Origin of the sequence: uncultured Marinobacter sp., assembly GCF_947259545.1 — a bacterium.
Classification (GTDB): Bacteria; Pseudomonadota; Gammaproteobacteria; order Pseudomonadales; family Oleiphilaceae; genus Marinobacter.
Genome location: NZ_CAMYMK010000008.1, coordinates 534274 through 556175, shown reverse-complemented (window position 1 = coordinate 556175; position 21902 = coordinate 534274). Strand labels below are relative to the sequence as shown.

Below are 21902 nucleotides of genomic sequence, written 5' to 3'. Positions count from 1 at the left end.
TGTTAATGCGCGTAAGGAGCCCGCAATTCTCACAACCGCATCAGGTCGTTGTAAAGAGCAAACACCATTAATGTGAGAATCAATGCCATACCAATTCGTAATCCAAGCGCCTGAACCTGCTCGGAAAGCGGCTTACGGCGGATGGCCTCGATGGTGTAATAAACAATGTGACCACCATCAAGAATCGGTATCGGCAGCAGGTTCAGCACCCCCAGACTCACGCTCAGGTAAGCCAGGAAGCGGACAAAATCTTCGAAGCCGGAGCTGACACTGGCTTCAGCGACCCGGGCAATGGTAATCGGACCGCTGAGATTGGTGGGTGACAACAGCCCGGTTACCATCTTTTTGATAGCAACCAGCGTCAGACGGGTATCCGCCCAGGTTTCACTGATGGCATTCGGCACCGCTGCGATGGGACCGAACCTCACGTCCCGCAGCACTTCGTCGGGCCAGCTTACCTGAGCAACACCAGCTCCGACAAAGCCAATCTCCTCACCGCTGTCGGTGGTTTTCGATGCCGGCGTTACCCGGAGGTCCAGGCGCTCGCCCTGACGCTCAATGGTTACCGCCAGCGACGCTCCCGGGGAACTCCGGATGATATCCACCAGCTCAAACCAGTCCGCAACAGGCTCCCCGTCCACAGCAACGACCCGATCTCCGGATTTCAGGCCGGCAGATTCTGCAGCACCACCCCCGCTGATTTCGTCCACCACAGCAGGAATTGAGGGGCGCCAGGGCTGAATTCCGAATTCACCCAGGGGATTGGGATTATCGTCTCTGAGACGCCAGCCATCGAGCGAAGCAGACAGCTCTCCGCGGCTGCCACTGTCACTGACAGTCAGAACCACATTGCCATGCTCACCTGCCCGCTCGAGCAAACGCATGTTGATGTCCCGCCAGGAGGTCACCCTGCGACCATCCACTTCGTGGATCTCCATGCCTTCAACAAGGCCCATGCGCTCTGCAACACTGTCCGGCTCCACATCGCCAACGATGGGCGCCACGGTCGTAAAACCGACCACACTCAGCAGCCAGTAAGCTGCGATGGCAAAAAGGAAATTTGCCACCGGTCCGGCAGCGGCAATAGCAATCCGTTGTGACGGAGGCTTGGAGGTAAATTCCTGATGACGAAGCTCTTCAGGAACCGGCCCTTCACGGGCATCCAGCATTTTGACGTAGCCGCCGAGCGGGATGGCGGCAATCGCAAATTCAGTGCCGTGACGGTCATACCAGGAAAACATCGGCTTCCCGAAACCAACGGAAAAACGAAGTACCTTGACCCCACAGCGCCTGGCTACCCAGAAATGGCCATACTCATGGAGGGTCACCAGTATGCCCAGTGTCAGAGCCAGTGCCAGAACGGTTTGAACTAGTTGCATAGCGCTCTCAATAGTTGGCAGTCATTCCGACAATCCGATGACGATAAATCAGACAGTCAGCAATCGTATCTGTTCCCGGGCGAACTCGCGGGCTTCCGCATCTTTAGCGAATATGGTTTCAAAACTGTCGGCAGACACCACCTCGGTCGCCGTCATGGTGCGCTCTATAATAACGGGGATATCGGTAAAGCAAAGGCCGCCCGCCAAAAAAGCCGCGACCGCCTCCTCATTGGCGGCATTCAACACCGCTGGCGCCGTCCCGCCAGCCTGAAACGCTTCTGCTGCCAGCCTCAGGCAGGGAAACCGGTGCATATCGGGCCGCTCGAAGTGGAAGCGACCGATCGAAAACAGGTCCAGCGGCGCCACTCCGGCATCAATGCGCTCCGGCCAGGCCAGCCCATTGGCAATGGGGGTCCGCATGTCGGGACTACCCAATTGTGCCAGAACCGACCCATCGGCGTACTCGACCATCGAATGGATAATGCTTTCGGGGTGAACATGCACCTCAATCCGTGAAGGATCGGTATTGAACAACCAGCAGGCTTCAATGAGCTCAAGCCCCTTGTTCATCAGGGTGGCGGAGTCCACGGAGATCTTCTGGCCCATGGACCAGTTAGGGTGTGCGCAGGCCTGTGCCGGGGAGACGTTTTTAAGGTCATCTTCAGAGTGTTCCCGAAACGGACCACCCGAGGCGGTGAGCAGGATACGGGTAATGCCGGCGCCATCGGGATCCCGGATTCGATCTGCCGGCATACACTGGAAAATCGCGTTATGCTCACTGTCGATCGGAAGCAGCTCCGCACCGGACTCGGCAACAGCATCCATGAACAACTTGCCGGACATAACCAGTGCTTCCTTGTTGGCCAGCAGCACGCGCTTGCCCGACCGAACCGCAGAGAGCGTTGGCGAAAGCCCGGCAGCCCCCACGATGGCCGCCATAACCGTGTCCACCTCATCGGAACTGGCCACCTTGCAAAGCCCCGATTCGCCGCTCAGCACAGTGGTCGGAAGTTGCGGAATCGCATCCGCCAACTGGCTAGCAGCGTTAGCATCCGCCATGACGGCATACACCGGCTGGAACTCACGGCACAATATCGCCATGTCCTCAACCCGGGTGCTGGCAGTCAGGGCGTGAACCCGAAATCGGTCAGGGTGCCGGCGAATCACATCCAGCGTGCTCAAACCGATGGACCCTGTAGCTCCAAGGATGGTTATATGGCGCATAAAACCGCTCACCAGTTACCAGCCGCCAGCCAGCCGAGTTGGGTAATAATCAGCGCAAACACCGGAATGGCGGCCGTCAGGCTGTCGATACGGTCCATGATACCACCATGACCCGGCAGCAACTGACTGCTGTCCTTGATGCCACGGAAACGCTTGAGCATGCTTTCCAGAAGGTCTCCCAACACAGACACCAGACCGGTCACCAGACTTGCGATCACCAACAGCAGGGTCTGATCCATGGGCGCTGACGCCAACTGGCTGACGATGACCGCAAAGACCGCTACTGCGGCCAGACCACCCCAGACACCCGCCCAGGACTTACCCGGGCTGACCCGCGGTGCCAGCTTTGCTTTGCCAAAGGCCCTGCCCGCGAAATAGGCACCAATATCGGCAACCCAGACCACACAGAAGACATAAAGGATAACGAGCAGATTGTTGGCCACATCGCCAAACTGGAAAGAGCCGGTGCGCAGGTGATTTAACCCGACCCACGCCGGTACCAGCACCAACAATCCCATGATTGCCCTCACGGGTAATGACCCCCACTGACCGGATCCTGACGGGTAGCTGCGTACCATCAGGAAACAGGCAATCCACCAGACAACCGCCAGCCAGAGTACGGCAACAGCGGGAACGTCGAGTAAAGCGTACAGCACAGCAGCGACCACGCCGGCATAGGCCACACGGGCTACCGGGGCGGTTACGCCAGACATGTTGGCCCACTCCCAGGCGCCAATGGTGATAATGGCGCCAGTAAACAGGGCGAAGCCAAGCGGTGGCAGAAAGAAGATGCCGCCAATAGCGATCGGGGCAAGGATAAGCGCAGTTATGATTCTGGTTTTTAGCACAATAGAGTTCGCTGTCTTGTCGTTATTGTTCCGGCTGGCGACTGGCAATCTGGTCGTCAGTCTGGCCAAACCGCCGCTGTCGGCCAGCATAGGCCTTTAGCGCTTTCCTCATTTCGTCCTCAAGGAAATCGGGCCAGTAAACCGATGAGAAGTACAGCTCGGTGTATGCCAGGTGCCAAAGCATGAAATTGCTGATGCGCTGCTCCCCCGCCGTCCGGATCATCAGGTCTGGCATGGGCAGATCGCCGATCGAGAGGTGTTGCTGAATCAAACCATCGGTTATATCCGACGGTTCCAGCTCCCCTGCCCGAACTTTTTCCGCAACCTGCCTGGACGCCTGCGTAATGTCCCAGTGGCCGCCGTAATTGGCTGCTATGACCAAGGTCATCAGGGTGTTATCGCGGGTAAGCGCTTCCGCTTTTTCCATGTGTTCCTGCAACGCGGGGCTGAACGCTGTCCGGTCACCGATTATCCGTAACCGGATATTATTGCGGTGGAGTTTTTTGACCTCCCGCTCCAGGGCGAACAGGAAGAGACGCATCAGAGCCGACACTTCGTCTTTTGGCCGACGCCAGTTCTCACTGGAGAAGGCAAACAGGGTGAGAACCTCGACTCCTTCACGGGCACAGGTTTCCACCACAGACTTGACCGCATTCACGCCCGCCTTATGGCCCGCTACCCCCTTCAACTGGCGCTCTTTCGCCCAGCGATTGTTACCATCCATGATAATGGCCACATGCCGGGGCCGGCTATCAGCCGACACCGGAATCTCTGCGGATACAGTTTCCGTCATGAAGTCCCCTGCACAGCCGACGGGTCGGCATCGGCTGATCGTTTTGTCTGAATAAAACCGAGACTGATCAGACAGCCATCAGGTCTTCTTCTTTGGCTTTGAGCATCTTTTCGACGTCGGCAATGTAGCGATCCGTCAGTTTCTGGATATCATCCTCGCCCTTGCGCTCTTCGTCTTCGTTGATTTCCTTTTCTTTCAGCAGGTCTTTCAACATGGAGTTGGCGTCACGGCGAGCATTACGGATGGACACACGACCGTGTTCAGCATCGGCTTTCGCCTGCTTGACCATCTCCTTACGGGTTTCTTCGGTCAGCATCGGCATCGGAACCCGGATGATATCGCCGCTGGTTGCAGGGTTCAGGCCCAGGTCCGAGGTCATGATCGCCTTTTCAATGGTAGGCACCAGGTTCTTTTCCCACGGTGACACGGTCAGGGTGCGGTTGTCTTCCACATTGACGCTGGCGACCTGTTTCAACGGCGTATCCTGGCCATAGTAGTTCACCATGACGCTGTCGAGAATGGCCGGATGGGCACGACCGGTACGGATTTTGTTGAAGGCTGAGTGCAGAGCGTCAACACTCTTCTGCATTTTCTTCTCAGCTTCGGATTTGATGTCGTTGATCACTAGAGCATCCTCAATTCGTTTTTCGTGTCAGTCCGGTTCCCGGCCGCTACAGTGCTGGCCGGGCCAACCATTTTATTCGATCAGTGTACCTTCTTTCTCGCCGGTTACGATGCGAGTCAGGGCACCGGGGCGATTCATATCAAACACCCGCAGCGGCATGCCATGATCACGGGCCAGGCAGATCGCTGTCAGGTCCATGACGCCGAGCTTCTTGTCCAGCACCTCGTCATAGGTCAGATAGTCATATTTTTCAGCTGTGGCGTCGAGATAGGGATCCGCCGAGTAGACGCCATCCACCTTGGTCGCTTTGAGAACCGCATCCGCCTCAATCTCGATACCACGAAGGCAGGCAGCGGAATCGGTGGTAAAGAAAGGATTGCCAGTCCCAGCACAGAAGATCACCACATCGCCGTCTTTCAGGTCGCGAACTGCGCGACGGCGATCATAGTGCTCAACGATACCGCTCATGGGAATGGCCGACATGACACGGGTACGGATGTTCGAGCGCTCAAGGGCGTCGCGCATGGCCAGACCGTTCATTACGGTTGCCAGCATCCCCATGTGGTCGCCGGTTACCCGATCCATGCCCGCGGCATTCAGTGCTGCGCCCCGGAACAGGTTACCACCACCGATAACCAGCCCTACCTGAACACCAATACCAATCAGGGCACCAATTTCCAGTGCCATCCGGTCAAGAACTTTGGGATCAATACCGAAATCGTGCTCCCCCATCAGGGCCTCGCCACTGAGCTTGAGCAGAACACGTTTGTATCTGGGCTGGGTTTTCGATGATGTCGGCATGGTGATCCCCTTTTCGTCTGTTGGCTGCTATCTGGCGCGACAAGCTTCGCAGGCTTGTATCTGACATACTCCTCAACAAAAAGGGGTATCTCAGATACAAGCCCGCCACGAAAGCCGGGTTACCCCAACTGACGTGGCAGACTCAGGTGACACTGCAACCATAAGGCCGCAGCGTCAATTAGAAGGATCAGGCCTTACCAGTGCCGGCTGCTGCAGCAACCTCGGCAGCGAAGTCCACTTCTTCCTTCTCGATACCTTCACCCACTTCCAGACGAACAAAACCAACCAGCTCACCGCCAGCGGATTTGATCAGCTCACCTACAGTCTGGTCCGGGTTCTTGACGAAAGGCTGTTCAACAAGGCTGTTTTCCTTGAGGAATTTCTTGATACGGCCGCCCATCATCTTCTCGACGATTTCGGCAGGCTTGCCTTCCATGTCCGGCTGGGCCTTGATCACTTCTTTCTCTTTCTCGAGCTCTTCGGCAGGCATGTCTTCCGGCTTGCCAACCCGCGGGTTAACAGCGGCAGCGTGCATGGCGATGTCACGGGCAACTTCGGAGTCACCAGCAGTCAGAGCTACGACGGAAGCGATCTTGTTGTTGCTGTGGACATAGCCACCGACAACCGGACCTTCAACCTTAACAATGCGACGTACAGTGATGTTCTCGCCAATCTTCTGAACCAGCGCTTCACGCTTGGATTCCAGATCGCCGTCCATCAGCTTGGCCACGTCGGTCTCGCCTTTTTCGAAGGCAACTTCCAGGACGTCGTTGGCGAAGTTGATGAAGTTGTCATCACGGGCAACGAAGTCGGTCTCGGAGTTGACTTCCAGAATGAAGGCAACGGTGTTGTCGTCAGAAATCTTGATCAGAGATACGCCTTCAGCGGCAGTACGGCCTGCCTTCTTGGCGGCTTTCAGGCCGGAAGACTTACGCAGCTCTTCGATCGCAGCGTCAACACTGCCACCAGCTTCTACCAGTGCTTTCTTGCACTCCATCATGCCAAGGCCGGTACGCTCACGCAGCTCTTTGACCATTGCAGCGGTAATTGCAGCCATGTTCAATCCTCTTATTCCGAATTCGGTAGGGAGGTGTGCCCGGGGTTATTCGCGGGCACACCCTTACATCTCAAACCTGAAGGGAAAACATCACTCAGCGGCTGGAGCGGCACCTTCAGCATCTTCACTGACTTCAACAAACTCGTCAGCGCCAGCACCGGCAGACTGAGCTGCGTCGATGCAGGTATCGGCAACGGCCTTCACGTAGATCTGGATAGCGCGAATGGCGTCATCGTTGCCCGGGATTACGTAATCAACACCGTCAGGATCGCTGTTGGTATCAACAACACCGATGACAGGAATGCCCAGCTTGTTGGCTTCCTTGATGGCGATACGCTCGTGGTCCACGTCGATCACGAACATGGCGTCCGGCAGGCCGCCCATGTCCTTGATACCACCGATAGAACGCTCGAGGCGGTCCATCTCACGGGTACGATCAAGGGCTTCTTTCTTGGTCAGCTTGTCGAAAGTACCGTCCTGACTCTGGGCTTCCAGGTCACGGTAGCGACGGATAGACTGACGGATGGTCTTGTAGTTGGTCAGCATGCCACCCAACCAGCGGTGGTTTACGAAAGGCTGACCAGCGCGCTCGGCTTCTTCCTTGACGATTTTCGCTGCGGCACGCTTGGTACCTACGAACAGAACCTTGTTCTTGTTCTCTGCCAGTTGCTGAACGAACTTGAGTGCGTCGTTCATGGCAGGAACAGTCTGTTCCAGGTTGATGATATGAATCTTGTTGCGGGCGCCGAAGATGAACTTCGACATTTTCGGGTTCCAGTAACGAGTCTGGTGACCGAAGTGAGCACCTGCCTTGAGCAGGTCACGCATATTTACCTGAGCCATGATATTTACCTTTTTAGCTTCGGGTTAGTCCTCCACGCGTCCGATTGACCCAACCATTCGCCTTAAAACAGGAGACGGCACCCTGGGACAACGTGTCGACACGTGTGTGAATTTGCCGGATTTGTTTCCAGCGGGCGCGTTTATACCATAAATTGGCCGTGCCACGCCATTATTTTTGCCATCAACCTTCCTTGTACCCAGCCCCTCTCCCCCTTAAAATGCCGGTTTGATACACATCAACGGGAAGCCCAATGCAGGTATCGATCAAAACTCCGGAAGAAATCGAGAAGATGCGCGTCGCAGGCCGCCTGGCTGCAGACGTTCTTGAGATGATCGGGGAACACGTCAAACCCGGCGTCACCACCGAGGAACTGGACCGCATCTGTCACGACTATATTGTGAACGAGCAAAAGGCGATCCCGGCCCCTCTGAATTACAAGGGTTTTCCCAAGTCGATCTGCACTTCTGTCAATCACGTTATCTGTCACGGCATCCCTTCCGAGAAAAAGGTGCTTAAGGACGGAGACATTCTGAACATCGATGTGACGGTAATAAAGGACGAGTACCACGGTGACACCAGCAAGATGTTTATCGTCGGCAAGCCCAAGCCGGGTACCGAGCGACTGATCAACATCACTCAGGAATGCCTCTATAAAGGTATAGAACTGGTCAAACCGGGTACCCGCCTGGGTGATATCGGCCATGCGATCCAGCAGCATGCGGAGAAGCACCGCTACTCAGTGGTTCGCGATTACTGCGGTCACGGCATCGGCAAGGTGTTCCACGAAGAGCCGCAGGTTATGCATTATGGGAAGCCTGGCACGGGCCTGGAATTGCAGGAAGGTATGACCTTCACTATTGAGCCAATGATCAATCAGGGCAAGTACCACACGAAACTGCTGCCGGACGGCTGGACCGTGGTGACCAAAGACCACAAGCTGTCGGCCCAGTGGGAACACACCCTCCTGGTGACAGCCGACGGATGCGATGTCCTGACCAAACGTACGGAAGAGTCTTTCTAGGTGGACCAAAGCGAACTGGAATTCCGCATCAGTAACGATGACTCTCCCGTAGTCGCCGCCCGCGAGTTACTGCGGGAGCGGTATAATGCAGATGCGGAAGCCTTTCGCCAGGGGGCGGATGTCAGGGCCCTGGTTCATTCCCGGGCCGACACGGTGGATACCACCCTGCGACTGATCTGGAACCGCTACCCGTTCTCGACATCCAACGACATTTCCCTGGTGGCTGTTGGCGGCTATGGTCGCGGCGAGCTCCACCCCCACTCAGACGTCGATCTGCTGATACTGACCCGCAACGGCATCCGCAAGGAATGGCAGGAGGACCTGGGCGCTTTTATCACCCTGCTCTGGGACCTGAAGCTGGACATTGGCCACAGTGTGCGCAGCATTGAGGAAAGCAAGGCCGCTGCCCGCGAAGATATCACCATCCTCACCAACCTGCTGGAAACCCGCACCATCGCCGGTCCTGATGAGCTGAGGGAAGACCTCAGCGAGCAGGTCTATGCCGATGATGTCAGTTCGGATCGTGAGTATTTCATCGCCAAACGGGAAGAGCAGCAGCGACGCCACAAGAAGTACGGTGACACCGAATACAACCTGGAACCCAACGTGAAGGGATCTCCGGGCGCCCTCCGGGATATACAGACCATCGGCTGGATCACCAAACGCCATTTCGGCCTGCAGAATATTGCCGACCTGACCCGCTTCAGCATCCTGACCGAAGAAGAACACCAGATCCTGTTCCAGGGCGAGACTTTCCTGTGGCGCCTGCGTTTTGGTCTGCAGCTGATTGCCGACCGCAACGAAAACCGCCTGCTGTTTGACCATCAGCGAGCCCTTGCAGAAATGCTGGGTTACCAGGACGAGGGCAAGCGACTGGGCGTCGAACTGATGATGCAGTCGTACTACCGCACCGTGTTGGCGCTGGCAGAGTTGGCCGATGTCATTCTCCAGTACTATGACGAGGCAATTCTTGGCGCCGGCGATGCCGATGATATCCAGCCGCTGAACAAACGTTTCCAGATCCGCAACCGGTATATCGAGGCAGTGAACAATCAGGTCTTTGCCTACGCGCCCTACTCCATCATGGAGATTTTCGTGCTGATGGCCCAGCACCCGGAAATCAAGGGCATACGAGCGACCACCATTCGCTCCCTGCGGGCGCACCGCCACCTGATTGACGATGCCTTCCGTTCGGACCTTGCGGTGACGTCCCTGTTCATGGAGTTACTGAGGACACCCCACGCGCTGGATCAGACCCTGTCCGCCATGAAGAAATACAACGTGCTGGGCCGCTACCTGCCGGAATTTGGCCAGATCATCGGTCAGATGCAGCACGACCTGTTCCACATCTATACCGTGGATGCCCATACCATGAGGGTCATCCGCAACATGGCCCGGCTGACGAGCCCCGAGGCACGAACGGAATACCCGTTGGCCTCCCGATTGATTCACCGTCTGCCCAAACTGGAAACCCTGTTTATAGCGGGCCTCTATCACGATGTTGCGAAAGGTCGCGGTGGTGACCATTCGGAATTGGGGGCCATTGACGCGGAAGACTTTTGCGAGCGCCACCATCTCAGTGAGCGTGACACCCAACTGGTGTCCTGGCTGGTGGAAAACCACCTGATGATGTCGATGACCGCACAGCGCAAGGACATTTCCGATCCGGACATCATCCATGCCTTCGCCCAGTCGGTTCCGAGCCAGGCGCATCTGGACTACCTTTACGTCCTCACGGTGTGCGATATCAGCGCCACCAACCCCAAGCTCTGGAATACCTGGCGCGCATCACTTTTGCGCCAGCTGTACATCGAAACCAAGCGAGCACTGCGCCGGGGCACGGAAACTCCGGTGGATCGCCAGGAGTGGGTGCGGGCAACACAGTCCGAAGCCCGGGAGATCCTGCACGCCCAGAACATGACTGACGAGCAGATCGACAGCATCTGGAACACTCTGGATGAAGACTATTTCCTCCAGGACTCCACCGTGGATATCGCCTGGCAGACCGCGGCCATCATTCGCCACGGCGACAATCCTGACCCGTTGGTGCTAATCCGTGATACCCGTGGCGGCCCCACGGATGGCTATTCCCAGATCATCATCTACATGCGTGACCGGGTCGCGCTGTTCGCTGCGACCACCGCGGTGCTGGAACAGCTCAACCTCAACATCGTTGACGCACGGATCAGCTCCAGCGAGACCCCCTACTCCATCAGTTCGTACGTGGTGCTCGATGAAAAGGGCAAACCCCTGGGCATTGACCCGGCCCGCAAGGACCGTGTGCGCCAGAGGCTGATAGAGGAACTGGACGATCCCGAAGATTATCCCGACATCATCCATCGCCGTACACCCAGACAGCTCAAGCACTTCGCCTTTCCCACCGAAGTCACTCTGTCCAATGACACGATCAATCAGCGCACAGTGATTGAAGTCATCACGCCGGACAGACCCGGCCTTCTGGCGCGGGTTGGCCAGGTTCTGCTTGAGCATCGCGTCAGGCTGACCAACGCCAAAATCGCCACCCTGGGGGAGCGCGTGGAAGACGCCTTCTTCGTTACCGACGAGCAGGGCGAGCAAATCAGTGACCCTGCCATCTGCCAGGCCCTGCAGGAAGACCTTCGTACTATGCTGGACGACACTCAATGAACTCCAATCTGGACCGACTACACCCTTACCCGTTTGAGAAACTGGCCAAACTGAAGGCCGGCATGTCCGTACCTGAACATCTGTCGCCTATTTCTCTGGGTATTGGCGAGCCCAAACACCCGTCACCGGCGTTCGTAAAGCAGGTTATCGCGGACAACCTGGACAAACTGGCCAATTACCCCACCACCCGGGGAACCGACGAATTGCGACAAGCCATCAGCCAGTGGGCGACTCGCCGCTTTGATCTGCAGCCGGGAAGTTTGTCCGCCAGCGACCATATTGTTCCGGTCAATGGCACCCGTGAGGCCATTTTCTCCCTGGTTCAGGCCGTGGTTGATGCCAGCAAGCCGGCCACCGTGGTCAGCCCGAACCCGTTTTACCAGGTCTACGAGGGCGCAGCGTTTCTTTCAGGCGCGACGCCCGTCTACCTGCCCTGCGACGGCAGCAACGGCTTTATCCCGGATTTCGATCAGGTACCCGATGATGTCTGGCAAGACTGCCAGGTGCTGTTCCTCTGCTCACCGGGTAACCCCAGTGGCGCGGTCATTCCCCGTGAAACCTTGATCAAAGTGATCGAACTCGCGGACCGCCATGACTTCGTCGTCGCCTCGGACGAGTGCTATTCCGAGCTCTACCCCGACGAATCCCGGCCGCCGGAAGGCCTGCTGCAAACCTGCGCAGCTATCGGTCGACACGATTTTTCACGCTGCATCGTCTTTCACAGTCTGTCCAAGCGCAGCAATCTGCCCGGGCTGCGTTCGGGCTTTGTTGCGGGCGACGCGGCAATCCTGAAAGGCTACCTGAAATACCGCACCTATCATGGCTGCGCCATGCCCATCCACAATCAGCTGGCCAGCATTGCCGCCTGGCAGGACGAGGATCATGTGCGGGAGAATCGCGCCGCCTACCGCGCGAAGTTCGAAGCGGTGGTGCCCATCCTCCGGGAAGTCATGTCCGTTGACTATCCGGACGCCGGGTTCTACCTCTGGCCAGAAACCCCGATGGATGACGAGACGTTCGCCCGCGAGCTTTCCGCTCAGCAGAACGTCCATGTACTGCCGGGGCGCTACCTCTCCCGAACCGTGAATGGCCACAACCCCGGCGAGAACCGGGTGCGCATGGCGCTGGTCGCACCGCTGGAAGAGTGCGTTGAAGCTGCGAAACGCATTGTGGAATTTGTAAAGGCAAACAAGGCATGAAGATATACGGCATCAAGAACTGCGATACGGTCAAAAAAGCCCGCAAATGGCTGGAGGAACAAGGCGTTCCCTATGAGTTTCACGACTTCAGGAAAGACGGGCTGGATGGCCCCCTGCTGTCACGCCTGGAGCAGTCTGTCGGCTGGGAAACTCTGGTGAACCGCCGGGGAACCACCTGGCGCAAACTTCCCGAAGACGTTCGTGATACCATTGATGCCCAATCCGCCCACGACATCATGTTAGAGAACCCTTCCATCATCAAACGACCCGTGGTCGAGCATGAGGGAAATGTCAGCGTAGGCTTCAATGCCGACGAATGGGCCACCCGTTTTTCCCAAGAATGAATCTGAGACAATAGGAGCAACCACCTGATGAGTTTTGCATTCGGTATCGGTATCGGCACCCAGAACAACCAGGGCGAATGGCTGGAAGTGTTTTATCAGCAGCCGGTGATGAAACCCGATAACAGCCTGATAGAGGTGGCGGGCAATTCGCTCGGTTACAAGGGCGGCAACCAGGCGCTTCAGGTTACGGGTGACGATCTGAACGCCCTGTCCGAGGCACTGCGTCAGGTGGGAAACACCGAGCAGGCGAGCCTGGCTGAGAAGGCGTCCAAAAGCACTCGCCCGGTCGTCGTCACCATCCTGGAAACCGATAACATGGCTTCCAGTACGCCGGAGGTGTACCTCAAGCTGCACCTGATCTCTCACCGCATGGCCAAACCCCATGGTGTAAAACTGGACGGCATCTTTGGCCTGCTGCCAAACCTGGCGTGGACCAACGAAGGCGCGATCGACCTGAACGAACTGTCCGAGCGTCAGCTGAAGGCCCGCCTGGAGGATCGTATCCTGGAAGTGAAGTCCGTGGATAAATTCCCACAGATGACCGATTACGTGGTCCCCAAAGGCGTGCGTATCGCTGACACGGCCCGGGTTCGCCTGGGCGCATACGTGGGCGAAGGCACCACCGTCATGCACGAAGGCTTCATCAACTTCAACGCCGGCACCGAAGGCACCAGCATGATCGAAGGCCGTATCTCCGCTGGCGTCATGGTTGGCCAGGGCTCGGATCTGGGTGGCGGCTGCTCCACCATGGGCACGCTGTCCGGCGGTGGCAACATCATCATTTCTGTCGGCGAGAACTGCCTGATTGGCGCCAACTCCGGCATCGGCATTCCGCTGGGCGACCGCTGCAAAGTGGAAGCCGGCCTGTACATCACCGCCGGTACCAAGGTGGCACTGCTGGATGACAACAACGAGCTTGTAGAAGTGATCAAGGCCCGCGATCTGGCCAACAAGCCTGACCTGCTGTTCCGCCGCAACAGTCAGACCGGCGCCGTCGAGTGCAAGTCCCACAAAACCGCGATCGAGCTGAACGAAGAACTGCATGCAAACAACTAATTCCCCAACGCTCGATCTGGCCATCGACCTGATCCGCCGGCGATCCGTCACCCCGGAAGACGCCGGCTGCCAGGACCTGATGATGTCCCGCCTGGCTGCGCTCGGCTTTGAGGGCGAATCACTCCGGTTTGGCGACACCGACAACCTCTGGGCCCGCAAGGGCGCAGAGGGGCCAGTGCTGGCATTCGCCGGTCATACCGACGTCGTCCCCACCGGTCCCGAGAAGAATTGGGCCCATCCTCCGTTTGAGCCGGTCATCCAGGACGGTTACCTGTACGGTCGCGGGGCCGCGGACATGAAAGGCAGTCTGGCGGCATTCGTGACGGCCTGCGAACGGTTCGTGGAAAATCACCCCGATCACCGTGGCTCCATTGCCCTGCTGATCACCAGTGATGAGGAAGGCCCGGCCCATGACGGCACCGTCAAGGTGGTGGAAACCCTGGAAGCCAGAAACGAGAAGATCGACTGGTGCCTGATCGGTGAGCCGTCCAGCACCCATGAGGTGGGAGATGTCATCAAGAACGGCCGGCGCGGTTCACTGCACGGCTATCTGAGCGTTCACGGTGTTCAGGGCCATGTCGCCTATCCGCACCTGGCGGAGAACCCGGTGCATGCCGTTGCGCCGGCACTGGATGCCCTGGCCCGGGAATTCTGGGACAACGGCAATGACTTCTTCCCGCCGACCACCTTCCAGATCACCAAAGTGGAAGCGGGCACCGGCAGCAACATCATTCCCGGTGAATGTCTGGTGCACTTCAACTTCCGCTACTGCACGGAAAATACCGCGGAAAGTCTGGAAGAGCGCGTGGTTGCCGTTCTGGACCGGTTCGGTTTCAAGTATGACCTGCAGTGGCACCTGAGCGGTCGTCCGTTCCTGACGGATCGCGGCGCGCTGGTCTCCGCCAGCCAGAATGCCATTCGCACGGTCACCGGCCGGGAAACGGAACTGTCCACATCCGGCGGCACTTCCGATGGCCGTTTCATTGCGCCCACCGGCGCTCAGGTGGTTGAGCTGGGCCCGATCAACGCCACCATCCACAAGGTGGATGAGTGTGTGAAAGCGGCGGACCTGGACACTCTGTCTGACATCTACGAGCAGATCCTGATTGAACTGCTGGCGTGAGATCAGTAATGCGGGGGCGGGGTTTCCTCGTCTTCCCGCTTGATGTTCGAGGGTGATACTTCCTTCAGTTGCTTGTTCAGAAGCCGTTTAGCCTCCCACAACTCACGGATATCCATCTCCTGCCGGGCCACCTGATCGCTCAGGGTATTGATAAGGTCATCCTGAAACGCCAGCCGGGTTTCAAGCTCATCCAGTCGTGCTTCCAGATCGTTATTTGTCATTGGTCGTGACTGCTCTCCGCAAATCCTGTGATCCATGTATCTGACTGACCACTTGCTTGGTCAGCGCTCCCCGTTATCTGGTATCATGCCGCTTTTGCCCGCCAAGGCCCGTTTTCTTCGGTTACTTTGGCGGTTATCACCGGCCGGATAGGCGATTTTACCCGATATCCGGCTCTTTATCGTTAGCGTTAAAAAGTAATGGAGAAATCTCAGTCAATGCGTAATCCAGCCAAAGCGATCCTTGTTGCTCTCCTGATCGCCATTCCGTCACCGTTTATCCTCGGTTTTCTGTTGGTCAGCTTTACTCCGGAAGTATTCCAGATTTTGTCCAAATCCGGATCCAGCGAACTGGCAACCAACACCCCATTCATCCTTGGCAGCGGCCAGGGCATCGCAGCCTACATCATCGCCGTTGTACTTTTTGGCGCTGCTGGCTTCCTGACCGTGGCGTTTGCCGCCAGACAAGGCGCCAAACGTTCCGCCCCTGCCCAGTCCCGCCCGTCCAATCAGGACTATGACGACAGCGACGACTTTGACGACACCAGCCCGGAAGGCGATGAGGAAGGCACTGTTAAGTGGTTTAACGTGAAGAAAGGTTTTGGCTTCATCGTTCGCGACAGTGGTGACGAGGTATTCGTTCACTTCCGTGCCATTCGTGGCCGTGGCCGTCGCGTGCTGCGTCAGGGCCAGCTTGTTCGTTTCAACGTTGTTGAAGCCGACAAGGGCCTGCAGGCCGATAACGTGTCCATCCTGAGCGACTGACTTGCGCCGGGTGTAGCGAAAAAGGGGCAGCCATGTGGCTGCCCCTTTTTTTGTAATCCCTCAGTTCCAGACCACCAGTTGTTCGCCCCGGTCGTCCAGGCGCCACCATTTTTCATCCTCAACCGGTTCGCCCTCTTTCCAGTCACCCGGGCTGCAGCGAACCTCCGTATCCATCCTGCGCCACGCACTGCGAGCAAACTCCAGATCGGAATTCCAGGGCAAAGACGCACCTTCCAGCACCAGACAGGTATAACGTTTACCGGACGCCCCCGGATACAGGCTGATGTTGACGGTCTCACCTTCGTAGTGCGCGCGGCCCTTGATGGCCTTGGCGTCGACCTGCCGGTCATCCAGTTCAAGTTCATCCAGATGACTGGATAACCACTCCGAAGCCGCCAGAGGCTTCAGGTCACGAATGTATATTTCGAGGTCCTGCACCCGTTGTTTCTCCCCCATCATGATCACAATGGACAACATAGTGAACCGGGCCGGGGCGGGCTGCAACCCAGCGCTCCAGTTCCTGCTGCAAATCCTCCACCGTCAGCGTATGCAAAGTACCGGCAGCTTTCCGTTCATGCCAGGCAACCTCGAACGCCGCCCGCTCAATTTCCAGCTGCGCCAGGCTGGATTCCAGTACTTCCAGAGACTCGTGGCGGGCAAGCGCCACCAGACATTGCCGGCGTAACGTATCCATCTGGCCAGCTACCGCAACTGCATCCACCGGGCCACGACTCGCATACAGGTTGAGCCTCGCGGCAGCCCTTTCGACCCATCGGAGCATGCCACCAGGAGATCCCACCGCCCGGCTCCTGCACTCAGCCACGTAGCTCATGACCGGCTCGGGCAGGCGGACATTCCACCGCTTCTCAATGGCTGGCTGGTGGGCAGTCAGAACGGATTTCTTCTGATCGTATCCAGAACCCGGCATATCGAAAATATCCATGGAGCGCCCGAGCCAGCGTTCCAACTGCGAGACAGCTCCAGCGCACTCCTGACCAGACGGTCCCAGTAACAGCAGCGGCCCCTGCCACGACAGCACCAACTGCGCCGCGAAACTGTCCGAGCGACCGGCCAGGGTAACGGCATCCGCCGGCGATACATTGTCGAGGATAAGCGCTGGCCAGTCCCGTTGGGCCACATGACGATCCGGCACGGCAGGATGATCACTGGCTACCAGTTCCGACTCCCGCCGCAGATCCAGCTCTACATACCCGTTCTCAAGGCACGGCAGCAACGATTTCAACCAGGAAGATTTACCTGTACCACGATCCCCACGGAGCCAGATCAGAGCATCGGGTGCGGCAGCAATAGTCACCGCAACCTCCTCCGCCAGGGACAGCCACTGCAGGTCACTGACGACAACGGGAATATTGTCCGGGCTCTCCTCCGTTTCTGGCCCGCCACTCCAGCCAGACAGCGGCCATTCACCCACCAGCTCCAGAATAGCGACATACGCTTTTTCCTGAAGTCGCTCGGCATTGACAGCCAGAGTTGAGAGCAACACCGGCCAGTCCAGCCAGGGCGCATCGGAGATTTCGCGGGCGGACGAGAACCAGTACAGAAGTTGCGAGGATAAGCGGCCTTCCCCACCCACCTCGGTGACAATGGGTTGTTCGCACTGGACGGTTCTTACCAGTTCGTCCAGATCAACACCTCGAGCCTTGAGGAAACCGGCCACCACCGATTCCCCCTCAACCAGGGCAAGAAGAAAATCCTCAACAGTGATTGCAAAACCACCACGCTGGGTCACGTGGTCCCGCGCCCGTTGCAGGGCGGTTTGACACAAGGGGCTCAGGCATCCCTGCCAGTCTTCCATTCAGCAACTCCTTTGCTTGAGGCCGCCCATCCCGGGCAGCTGGATTCTTGAATCCGATCAATCAAACGCGATTATAGGTGTCCTCGAAGCGGACAATGTCATCTTCGCCCAGATAGCTCCCGGTCTGGACTTCAATCAGTTCAAGCGGGATCACACCGGGATTCGTCAGGCGGTGTGTCACACCCAGCGGTATGTAGGTGGACTGGTCTTCCGTCAACAGCAGGGTTTCCTCACCCCTGTTCACGGTGGCGGTACCTTTGACCACTACCCAGTGCTCCGCCCGGTGATGGTGCTTCTGCAGGGAGAGAGAGGCACCAGGATTCACGGTAATCCGTTTGACCTGAAAGCGCTCCCCCATGGCAATCCCCTCGTAGGTGCCCCAGGGCCGGTGGACCTTTTTATGGAAACGGTGTTCCAGACGCCCCTGAGCCTTCACTTTGGCCACCAGCTTTTTGACGTCCTGCACGCGATTGCGATCGGCCACCAACACCACGTCATCGGTTTCCACGATGACATGGTCACTGACCCCAAGGACCGCAATCAATCGCCCCTCAGAGTGGATATAGGAGCCAGAGACATCCTCGGTGATGACGTCGCCACGACATACATTGCCCTGCTCGTCCTGGGGCTGGATTTCCCAGAGCGCGGACCAGGATCCGACATCCGACCATCCGGCGTCCAGCTGCACAACGACCGCATCGCGGGTCTTCTCCATCACAGCGTAATCGATAGAGTCATCCGGGCAGCTTTCAAACGCAGCCTTACCGACACGGGTGAAATCCATATCAGCCTGCTTTTGCTCCCAGGCCTCAAGGCAAGCCTTCAGTATCTGAGGCTGGTGGGTTTCCAGCTCCTGCAGGTACCGGTCTGCCCTGAACAGGAACATCCCGCTGTTCCAGAAGTAATCGCCCTCGGAGAGGTAACGCTCGGCTGTTGCCTCATCCGGCTTCTCCACGAAAGCTGCAACATCCTGATAACCATTCTTCTGGTCACCTGCCTTGATATAGCCATAGCCAGTGTGTGGCGAGGACGGGACGATACCAAAAGTCACCAGCTTGCCGGAACGGGCAGCATCCGCACCCTTCTGCACTGCTTCACGAAATGCCGCGAGATTTTTCAGCACATGATCAGAGGGCATTACCAGAAGCAATTCTTCCGGGTTGTCCTCGGCGGCGGCCAGGGCTGCCAAAGCAATCGCTGGCGCCGTGTTACGACCTACTGGCTCAAGAATAATGCCAGCTGTGCGCTCGGGCGCCTGAGCATGGAGCTGAGCAGCGACAACAAAGCGGTGGTCCTCGTTGGTGATTGCCATCACCCGGGCGCTGTTGTCCAGCATGAGCCCCCGCTCAATGGTTTCTGCCAACAGGGAGTCATCGGAGACAACCGGCAAAAACTGCTTCGGGTAGGCCTCACGGGAAAGCGGCCACAAGCGGGTCCCTGAGCCACCGGAAAGAATCACTGCAAGCATGTGTCATCCTTGGTTGAACGTTTCGCAAATTCTAGCGTAAAGCCGCCTGGTTTCCCATTGCGGCCTTGTCATGCTCTGGTGTGACAGGGCTACCAGGTCCCCGTGTTTTCCATGCTGACCCAGGGCTCCCTGGGCTCCAGCGCTTCGCCTTTCTGAAGCAACTCTATGGAAATACCATCCGGTGACCGCACGAACGCCATGTGGCCATCCCGCGGTGGGCGATTGATGGTGACACCATTGGCCTGCAGGTGCTCACAGAGAGCGTAGATATCCTCCACCCGATAAGCGAGGTGGCCGAAGTTACGACCGCCACTGTATTCCTCGGGGTCCCAGTTGTAGGTCAGCTCAATCATTGGAGCCCTGTCCTCTGCCGCGCGGGCTTCATCGTCAGGTGCCGCGAGAAAAACCAGGGTAAAGCGCCCTTTCTCACTGCTCTTGCGGTTCATTTCCTTCAAACCCAACAGGTCACAGAAAAAATGCAGGGATTCGTCCAGATTGCTGACACGAATCATGGTATGGAGATATTGCATGGTGGTTCTCCTGAATAAAATTCACATTGGGCGCTAGTAAGGTTGTACCTTAACCACACCCCCGGAATCCAGGCGGCGTTGCCATAAAATCAAGTTGTCTTGCCTGACGACTGGCTGCTCCCACGTCAGGATTGAAGTATGCTTTCGGAATGACTATTTCCACGCCATCGCCAACTACGTTCAAGACACCTGCGATACGCCACCTGGCCTGGATGATCGCCACACCACAGTTACTCGTCGATGAGCGGGTGTTTTACCCGGTTCACTACGCGACTGCCGAAGCCATTCAGCGGTTACGGGAGTGGGACCAGACCCCGTCAAGCGGACCGGAGGTTCTGTCTGAAGAGCCCAACCCCAGACTCGGATACTACTTTGAACGACTGTACGAGTGCCTGTTGACCGAGCTGCTGGGCTGGACGGTGCTATTGAAGAACCAGCAAATACGACAAGAAGGCCGAACCATCGGTGAGCTGGATTTTGTCGTATACAACCAGCACGATCGTCGCGTTGAGCACCATGAAATTGCGGTTAAATACTATCTTGGCTATCCCTACGCCAATGGACAGAACCGCTGGTACGGCCCCAACGCCAGGGACCGGCTGGACCTGAAAACCGACCACATGCTGCACCGCCAGAGCCAACTCACCAGTCGACCGGAAACGGTACGGTTGTTGAACGATCATGACATCAAAGGGCCCATCACCACGCGCATCTTCATGCCTGGCTATCTGTTCTACTCCAGTATTACCCGGTTACCGCCGCCAGCAACGGTACCGGAAAACCACCTTCGGGGCCGTTGGATGTATCTGAGTGAGCTGCAATCCGACACCACCCGACACTGGGTTCCGCTGAACAAGCCGCATTGGCTCGGCCCCTGGTTGCAACAGGAAGAGCCTGTTACAGCCCACGTGCAGCGGGCCCTGGATACCGTGTCAGCTAAAGGGATACCACGCCTGTTTGCAGAGATGGAACCGTCCGAACAGCATGATCACTGGCGGGAAACATCTCGCATATTTGTCGTGCCAGACACCTGGCCGGCACCCGCCGCACTTCCCCCGACAGTTATGCTCGCGGATTGAATTGATGGCCCATTCAACACGGTTGTTTAGAGCTGGCTCCATGCTACTCTTTGAATATACGAAATCTACGCCCTCTCTTCTCGGTGGTGACCCCGCACGCAGGACGGCATTGTCCGGGCCGCACCGCCATGTCTGGATGGAAAAATGCCTCTGCAAGGACAGCCCAGCCGTTATCGGTTCGTAAACAGACTCTGCAACCAGCTTTTGGGTGTGGCGCTAGCCTGCGCCCTGGCCCCGGGACTAAAAGCCGAAGAGCCGTCCCCGGGTGTCAGACTCACCAACGGGCACTGGCCCCCATACATGGAGAATACCCCTCCCCACTATGGGACAATTTCACACATCGTGACCCTGGCGTTTGCCAAACACGATACACCGGTGACCTATGGATTCTTCCCCTGGTCCAGAGCCCGCATGCTGGCAGAAAAAGGCGTGTGGGACGGCTCGGTAGCCTGGACCTGCCGCCCGGAAATGCTCAAGCATTTCCACTTCAGCGATCCCATCGTGGCTCACAACTATGTACTGTTCCACCGCACCAGCATGGACTTTGACTGGAACGACGTAAAAGACCTCGAAAGCTATCGCATAGGCCTGACACAAGACTATAACTACGGTAAGAAATTCGAAGAAGCCGTGGCTGCCGGCACCATCAGCGCAGAGATCACCACCTCGGACCAGACCAACTTCCGCAAACTGGCTGCCGGCCGCATCGACCTGTTTCCCATGGAACCGGCCGTGGGCATGGGCATGATCAAGACACTGAACCTGAGCGACAAAATCACCTTCCACACTACCCCGCTACAGTCCGATTACCTTTACCTGATTCTCTCCCGCCGGGTGCCTGACAGTGAGCGGTATTTGAAGGAGTTTAATGAAGGATTGGACGAGCTGCGGCAATCCGGGCGGCTGGTGGATTTGATTACCACCTCGCTGCCGGATTTGCCGCTTCGGTATTTGGTGGTGGAAGACGGCGATTCGCGGTGTGGGGACAAACCACCTTATCTAACCGATCGCCAGTAGAAGCGTAGCTTCGTGTCTCCAGCAGTATCGTCATACAGGAACTTTTCCA

General features: G+C 57.4%; 22 protein-coding genes. 9 read left to right on the top strand and 13 right to left on the bottom strand.

Annotated elements, in window-relative coordinates; translation table 11 throughout:
* Positions 1-29 precede the first annotated feature (29 nt).
* From rseP to rpsB, 8 genes are all read right to left on the bottom strand, one after another.
* Entirely contained in the window at positions 30-1379 is a 1350-nt protein-coding gene (gene rseP / locus Q0Y21_RS14220; RefSeq protein WP_297796801.1) for an RIP metalloprotease RseP, read from the bottom strand.
* Positions 1380-1427: 48 nt separating this feature from the next.
* Complete coding sequence (ispC, locus tag Q0Y21_RS14215; RefSeq protein ID WP_297796798.1) at positions 1428-2603, bottom strand: 1-deoxy-D-xylulose-5-phosphate reductoisomerase; 1176 nt, start codon at positions 2601-2603, stop codon at positions 1428-1430.
* An 8-nt stretch (positions 2604-2611) separates the two neighbouring features.
* Entirely contained in the window at positions 2612-3451 is an 840-nt protein-coding gene (locus Q0Y21_RS14210; RefSeq protein ID WP_297796796.1) for a phosphatidate cytidylyltransferase, read from the bottom strand.
* A 22-nt stretch (positions 3452-3473) separates the two neighbouring features.
* On the bottom strand, positions 3474-4244 hold the full coding sequence (uppS, locus tag Q0Y21_RS14205; RefSeq protein ID WP_297796794.1) for a polyprenyl diphosphate synthase: 771 nt from the start codon (positions 4242-4244) through the stop codon (positions 3474-3476).
* Positions 4245-4311: 67 nt separating this feature from the next.
* Positions 4312-4869 (bottom strand): ribosome recycling factor, encoded by a 558-nt coding sequence (frr, locus tag Q0Y21_RS14200; protein WP_297796792.1) that lies wholly within the window; start codon positions 4867-4869, stop codon positions 4312-4314.
* 72 nt (positions 4870-4941) lie between these two features.
* On the bottom strand, positions 4942-5670 hold the full coding sequence (gene pyrH / locus Q0Y21_RS14195; RefSeq protein ID WP_297796790.1) for a UMP kinase: 729 nt from the start codon (positions 5668-5670) through the stop codon (positions 4942-4944).
* A 187-nt stretch (positions 5671-5857) separates the two neighbouring features.
* Positions 5858-6727, bottom strand: coding sequence for a translation elongation factor Ts (gene tsf / locus Q0Y21_RS14190; protein WP_297796788.1), 870 nt, complete (start codon positions 6725-6727; stop codon positions 5858-5860).
* A gap of 90 nt (positions 6728-6817) precedes the next feature.
* Positions 6818-7570: a 30S ribosomal protein S2 gene (gene rpsB, locus Q0Y21_RS14185; protein ID WP_297796786.1), complete on the bottom strand. Its 753-nt coding sequence runs from the start codon at positions 7568-7570 to the stop codon at positions 6818-6820.
* A gap of 251 nt (positions 7571-7821) precedes the next feature.
* On the opposite strand from rpsB, the gene map reads away from it, so the two are divergent.
* Genes map through dapE form a run of 6 tightly spaced genes read left to right on the top strand, consistent with a single transcriptional unit; the run spans position 7822 to position 14960 of the window.
* Positions 7822-8592 carry a type I methionyl aminopeptidase gene (map, locus tag Q0Y21_RS14180; RefSeq protein ID WP_297796784.1) on the top strand — a complete coding sequence of 257 codons (771 nt, stop codon included), beginning with the start codon at positions 7822-7824 and terminating at the stop codon, positions 8590-8592.
* Positions 8593-11238: a [protein-PII] uridylyltransferase gene (locus Q0Y21_RS14175; RefSeq protein WP_297796782.1), complete on the top strand. Its 2646-nt coding sequence runs from the start codon at positions 8593-8595 to the stop codon at positions 11236-11238.
* Positions 11235-12437: a succinyldiaminopimelate transaminase gene (dapC, locus tag Q0Y21_RS14170; RefSeq protein ID WP_297796780.1), complete on the top strand. Its 1203-nt coding sequence runs from the start codon at positions 11235-11237 to the stop codon at positions 12435-12437. The genes Q0Y21_RS14175 and dapC overlap by 4 nt, the downstream gene beginning before the upstream one ends.
* Positions 12434-12781, top strand: a complete 348-nt coding sequence (locus Q0Y21_RS14165; protein WP_297796778.1) for an ArsC family reductase — start codon at positions 12434-12436, stop codon at positions 12779-12781. Before dapC ends, Q0Y21_RS14165 begins: the two co-directional genes overlap by 4 nt.
* Positions 12782-12808: 27 nt before the next feature.
* Positions 12809-13837, top strand: coding sequence for a 2,3,4,5-tetrahydropyridine-2,6-dicarboxylate N-succinyltransferase (dapD, locus tag Q0Y21_RS14160; RefSeq protein ID WP_297796776.1), 1029 nt, complete (start codon positions 12809-12811; stop codon positions 13835-13837).
* Entirely contained in the window at positions 13824-14960 is a 1137-nt protein-coding gene (dapE, locus tag Q0Y21_RS14155; RefSeq protein ID WP_297796774.1) for a succinyl-diaminopimelate desuccinylase, read from the top strand. Before dapD ends, dapE begins: the two co-directional genes overlap by 14 nt.
* A 2-nt stretch (positions 14961-14962) precedes the next feature.
* Here dapE and Q0Y21_RS14150 read toward each other — a convergent pair whose 3' ends face one another.
* On the bottom strand, positions 14963-15181 hold the full coding sequence (locus tag Q0Y21_RS14150; RefSeq protein ID WP_297796772.1) for a SlyX family protein: 219 nt from the start codon (positions 15179-15181) through the stop codon (positions 14963-14965).
* Between the two features lie 216 nt (positions 15182-15397).
* Here Q0Y21_RS14150 and Q0Y21_RS14145 point away from each other — a divergent pair, with 216 nt between their 5' ends.
* Positions 15398-15943 carry a cold-shock protein gene (locus Q0Y21_RS14145; protein WP_297796770.1) on the top strand — a complete coding sequence of 182 codons (546 nt, stop codon included), beginning with the start codon at positions 15398-15400 and terminating at the stop codon, positions 15941-15943.
* Between the two features lie 60 nt (positions 15944-16003).
* Here Q0Y21_RS14145 and Q0Y21_RS14140 read toward each other — a convergent pair whose 3' ends face one another.
* The 4 genes from Q0Y21_RS14140 to Q0Y21_RS14125 all read right to left on the bottom strand — a co-directional run bounded on the left by Q0Y21_RS14140 (position 16004) and on the right by Q0Y21_RS14125 (position 19757).
* On the bottom strand, positions 16004-16381 hold the full coding sequence (locus Q0Y21_RS14140; protein WP_297796768.1) for a hypothetical protein: 378 nt from the start codon (positions 16379-16381) through the stop codon (positions 16004-16006).
* Positions 16353-17759 carry a hypothetical protein gene (locus Q0Y21_RS14135; RefSeq protein ID WP_297796766.1) on the bottom strand — a complete coding sequence of 469 codons (1407 nt, stop codon included), beginning with the start codon at positions 17757-17759 and terminating at the stop codon, positions 16353-16355. Before Q0Y21_RS14135 ends, Q0Y21_RS14140 begins: the two co-directional genes overlap by 29 nt.
* A gap of 61 nt (positions 17760-17820) precedes the next feature.
* Positions 17821-19227: a mannose-1-phosphate guanylyltransferase/mannose-6-phosphate isomerase gene (locus Q0Y21_RS14130; RefSeq protein WP_297796764.1), complete on the bottom strand. Its 1407-nt coding sequence runs from the start codon at positions 19225-19227 to the stop codon at positions 17821-17823.
* 89 nt (positions 19228-19316) lie between these two features.
* On the bottom strand, positions 19317-19757 hold the full coding sequence (locus Q0Y21_RS14125) for a VOC family protein (protein ID WP_297796763.1): 441 nt from the start codon (positions 19755-19757) through the stop codon (positions 19317-19319).
* Positions 19758-19906: 149 nt separating this feature from the next.
* Between Q0Y21_RS14125 and Q0Y21_RS14120 the strand changes: the two genes are divergently transcribed.
* Both Q0Y21_RS14120 and Q0Y21_RS14115 read left to right on the top strand, forming a co-directional pair.
* A complete protein-coding gene (locus tag Q0Y21_RS14120) occupies positions 19907-20836 on the top strand; it encodes a DUF1853 family protein (RefSeq protein WP_297796761.1) in 930 nt (309 codons plus the stop codon).
* A 144-nt stretch (positions 20837-20980) separates the two neighbouring features.
* Complete coding sequence (locus Q0Y21_RS14115; RefSeq protein ID WP_297796759.1) at positions 20981-21853, top strand: ABC transporter substrate-binding protein; 873 nt, start codon at positions 20981-20983, stop codon at positions 21851-21853.
* Positions 21854-21902: the final 49 nt, after the last annotated feature.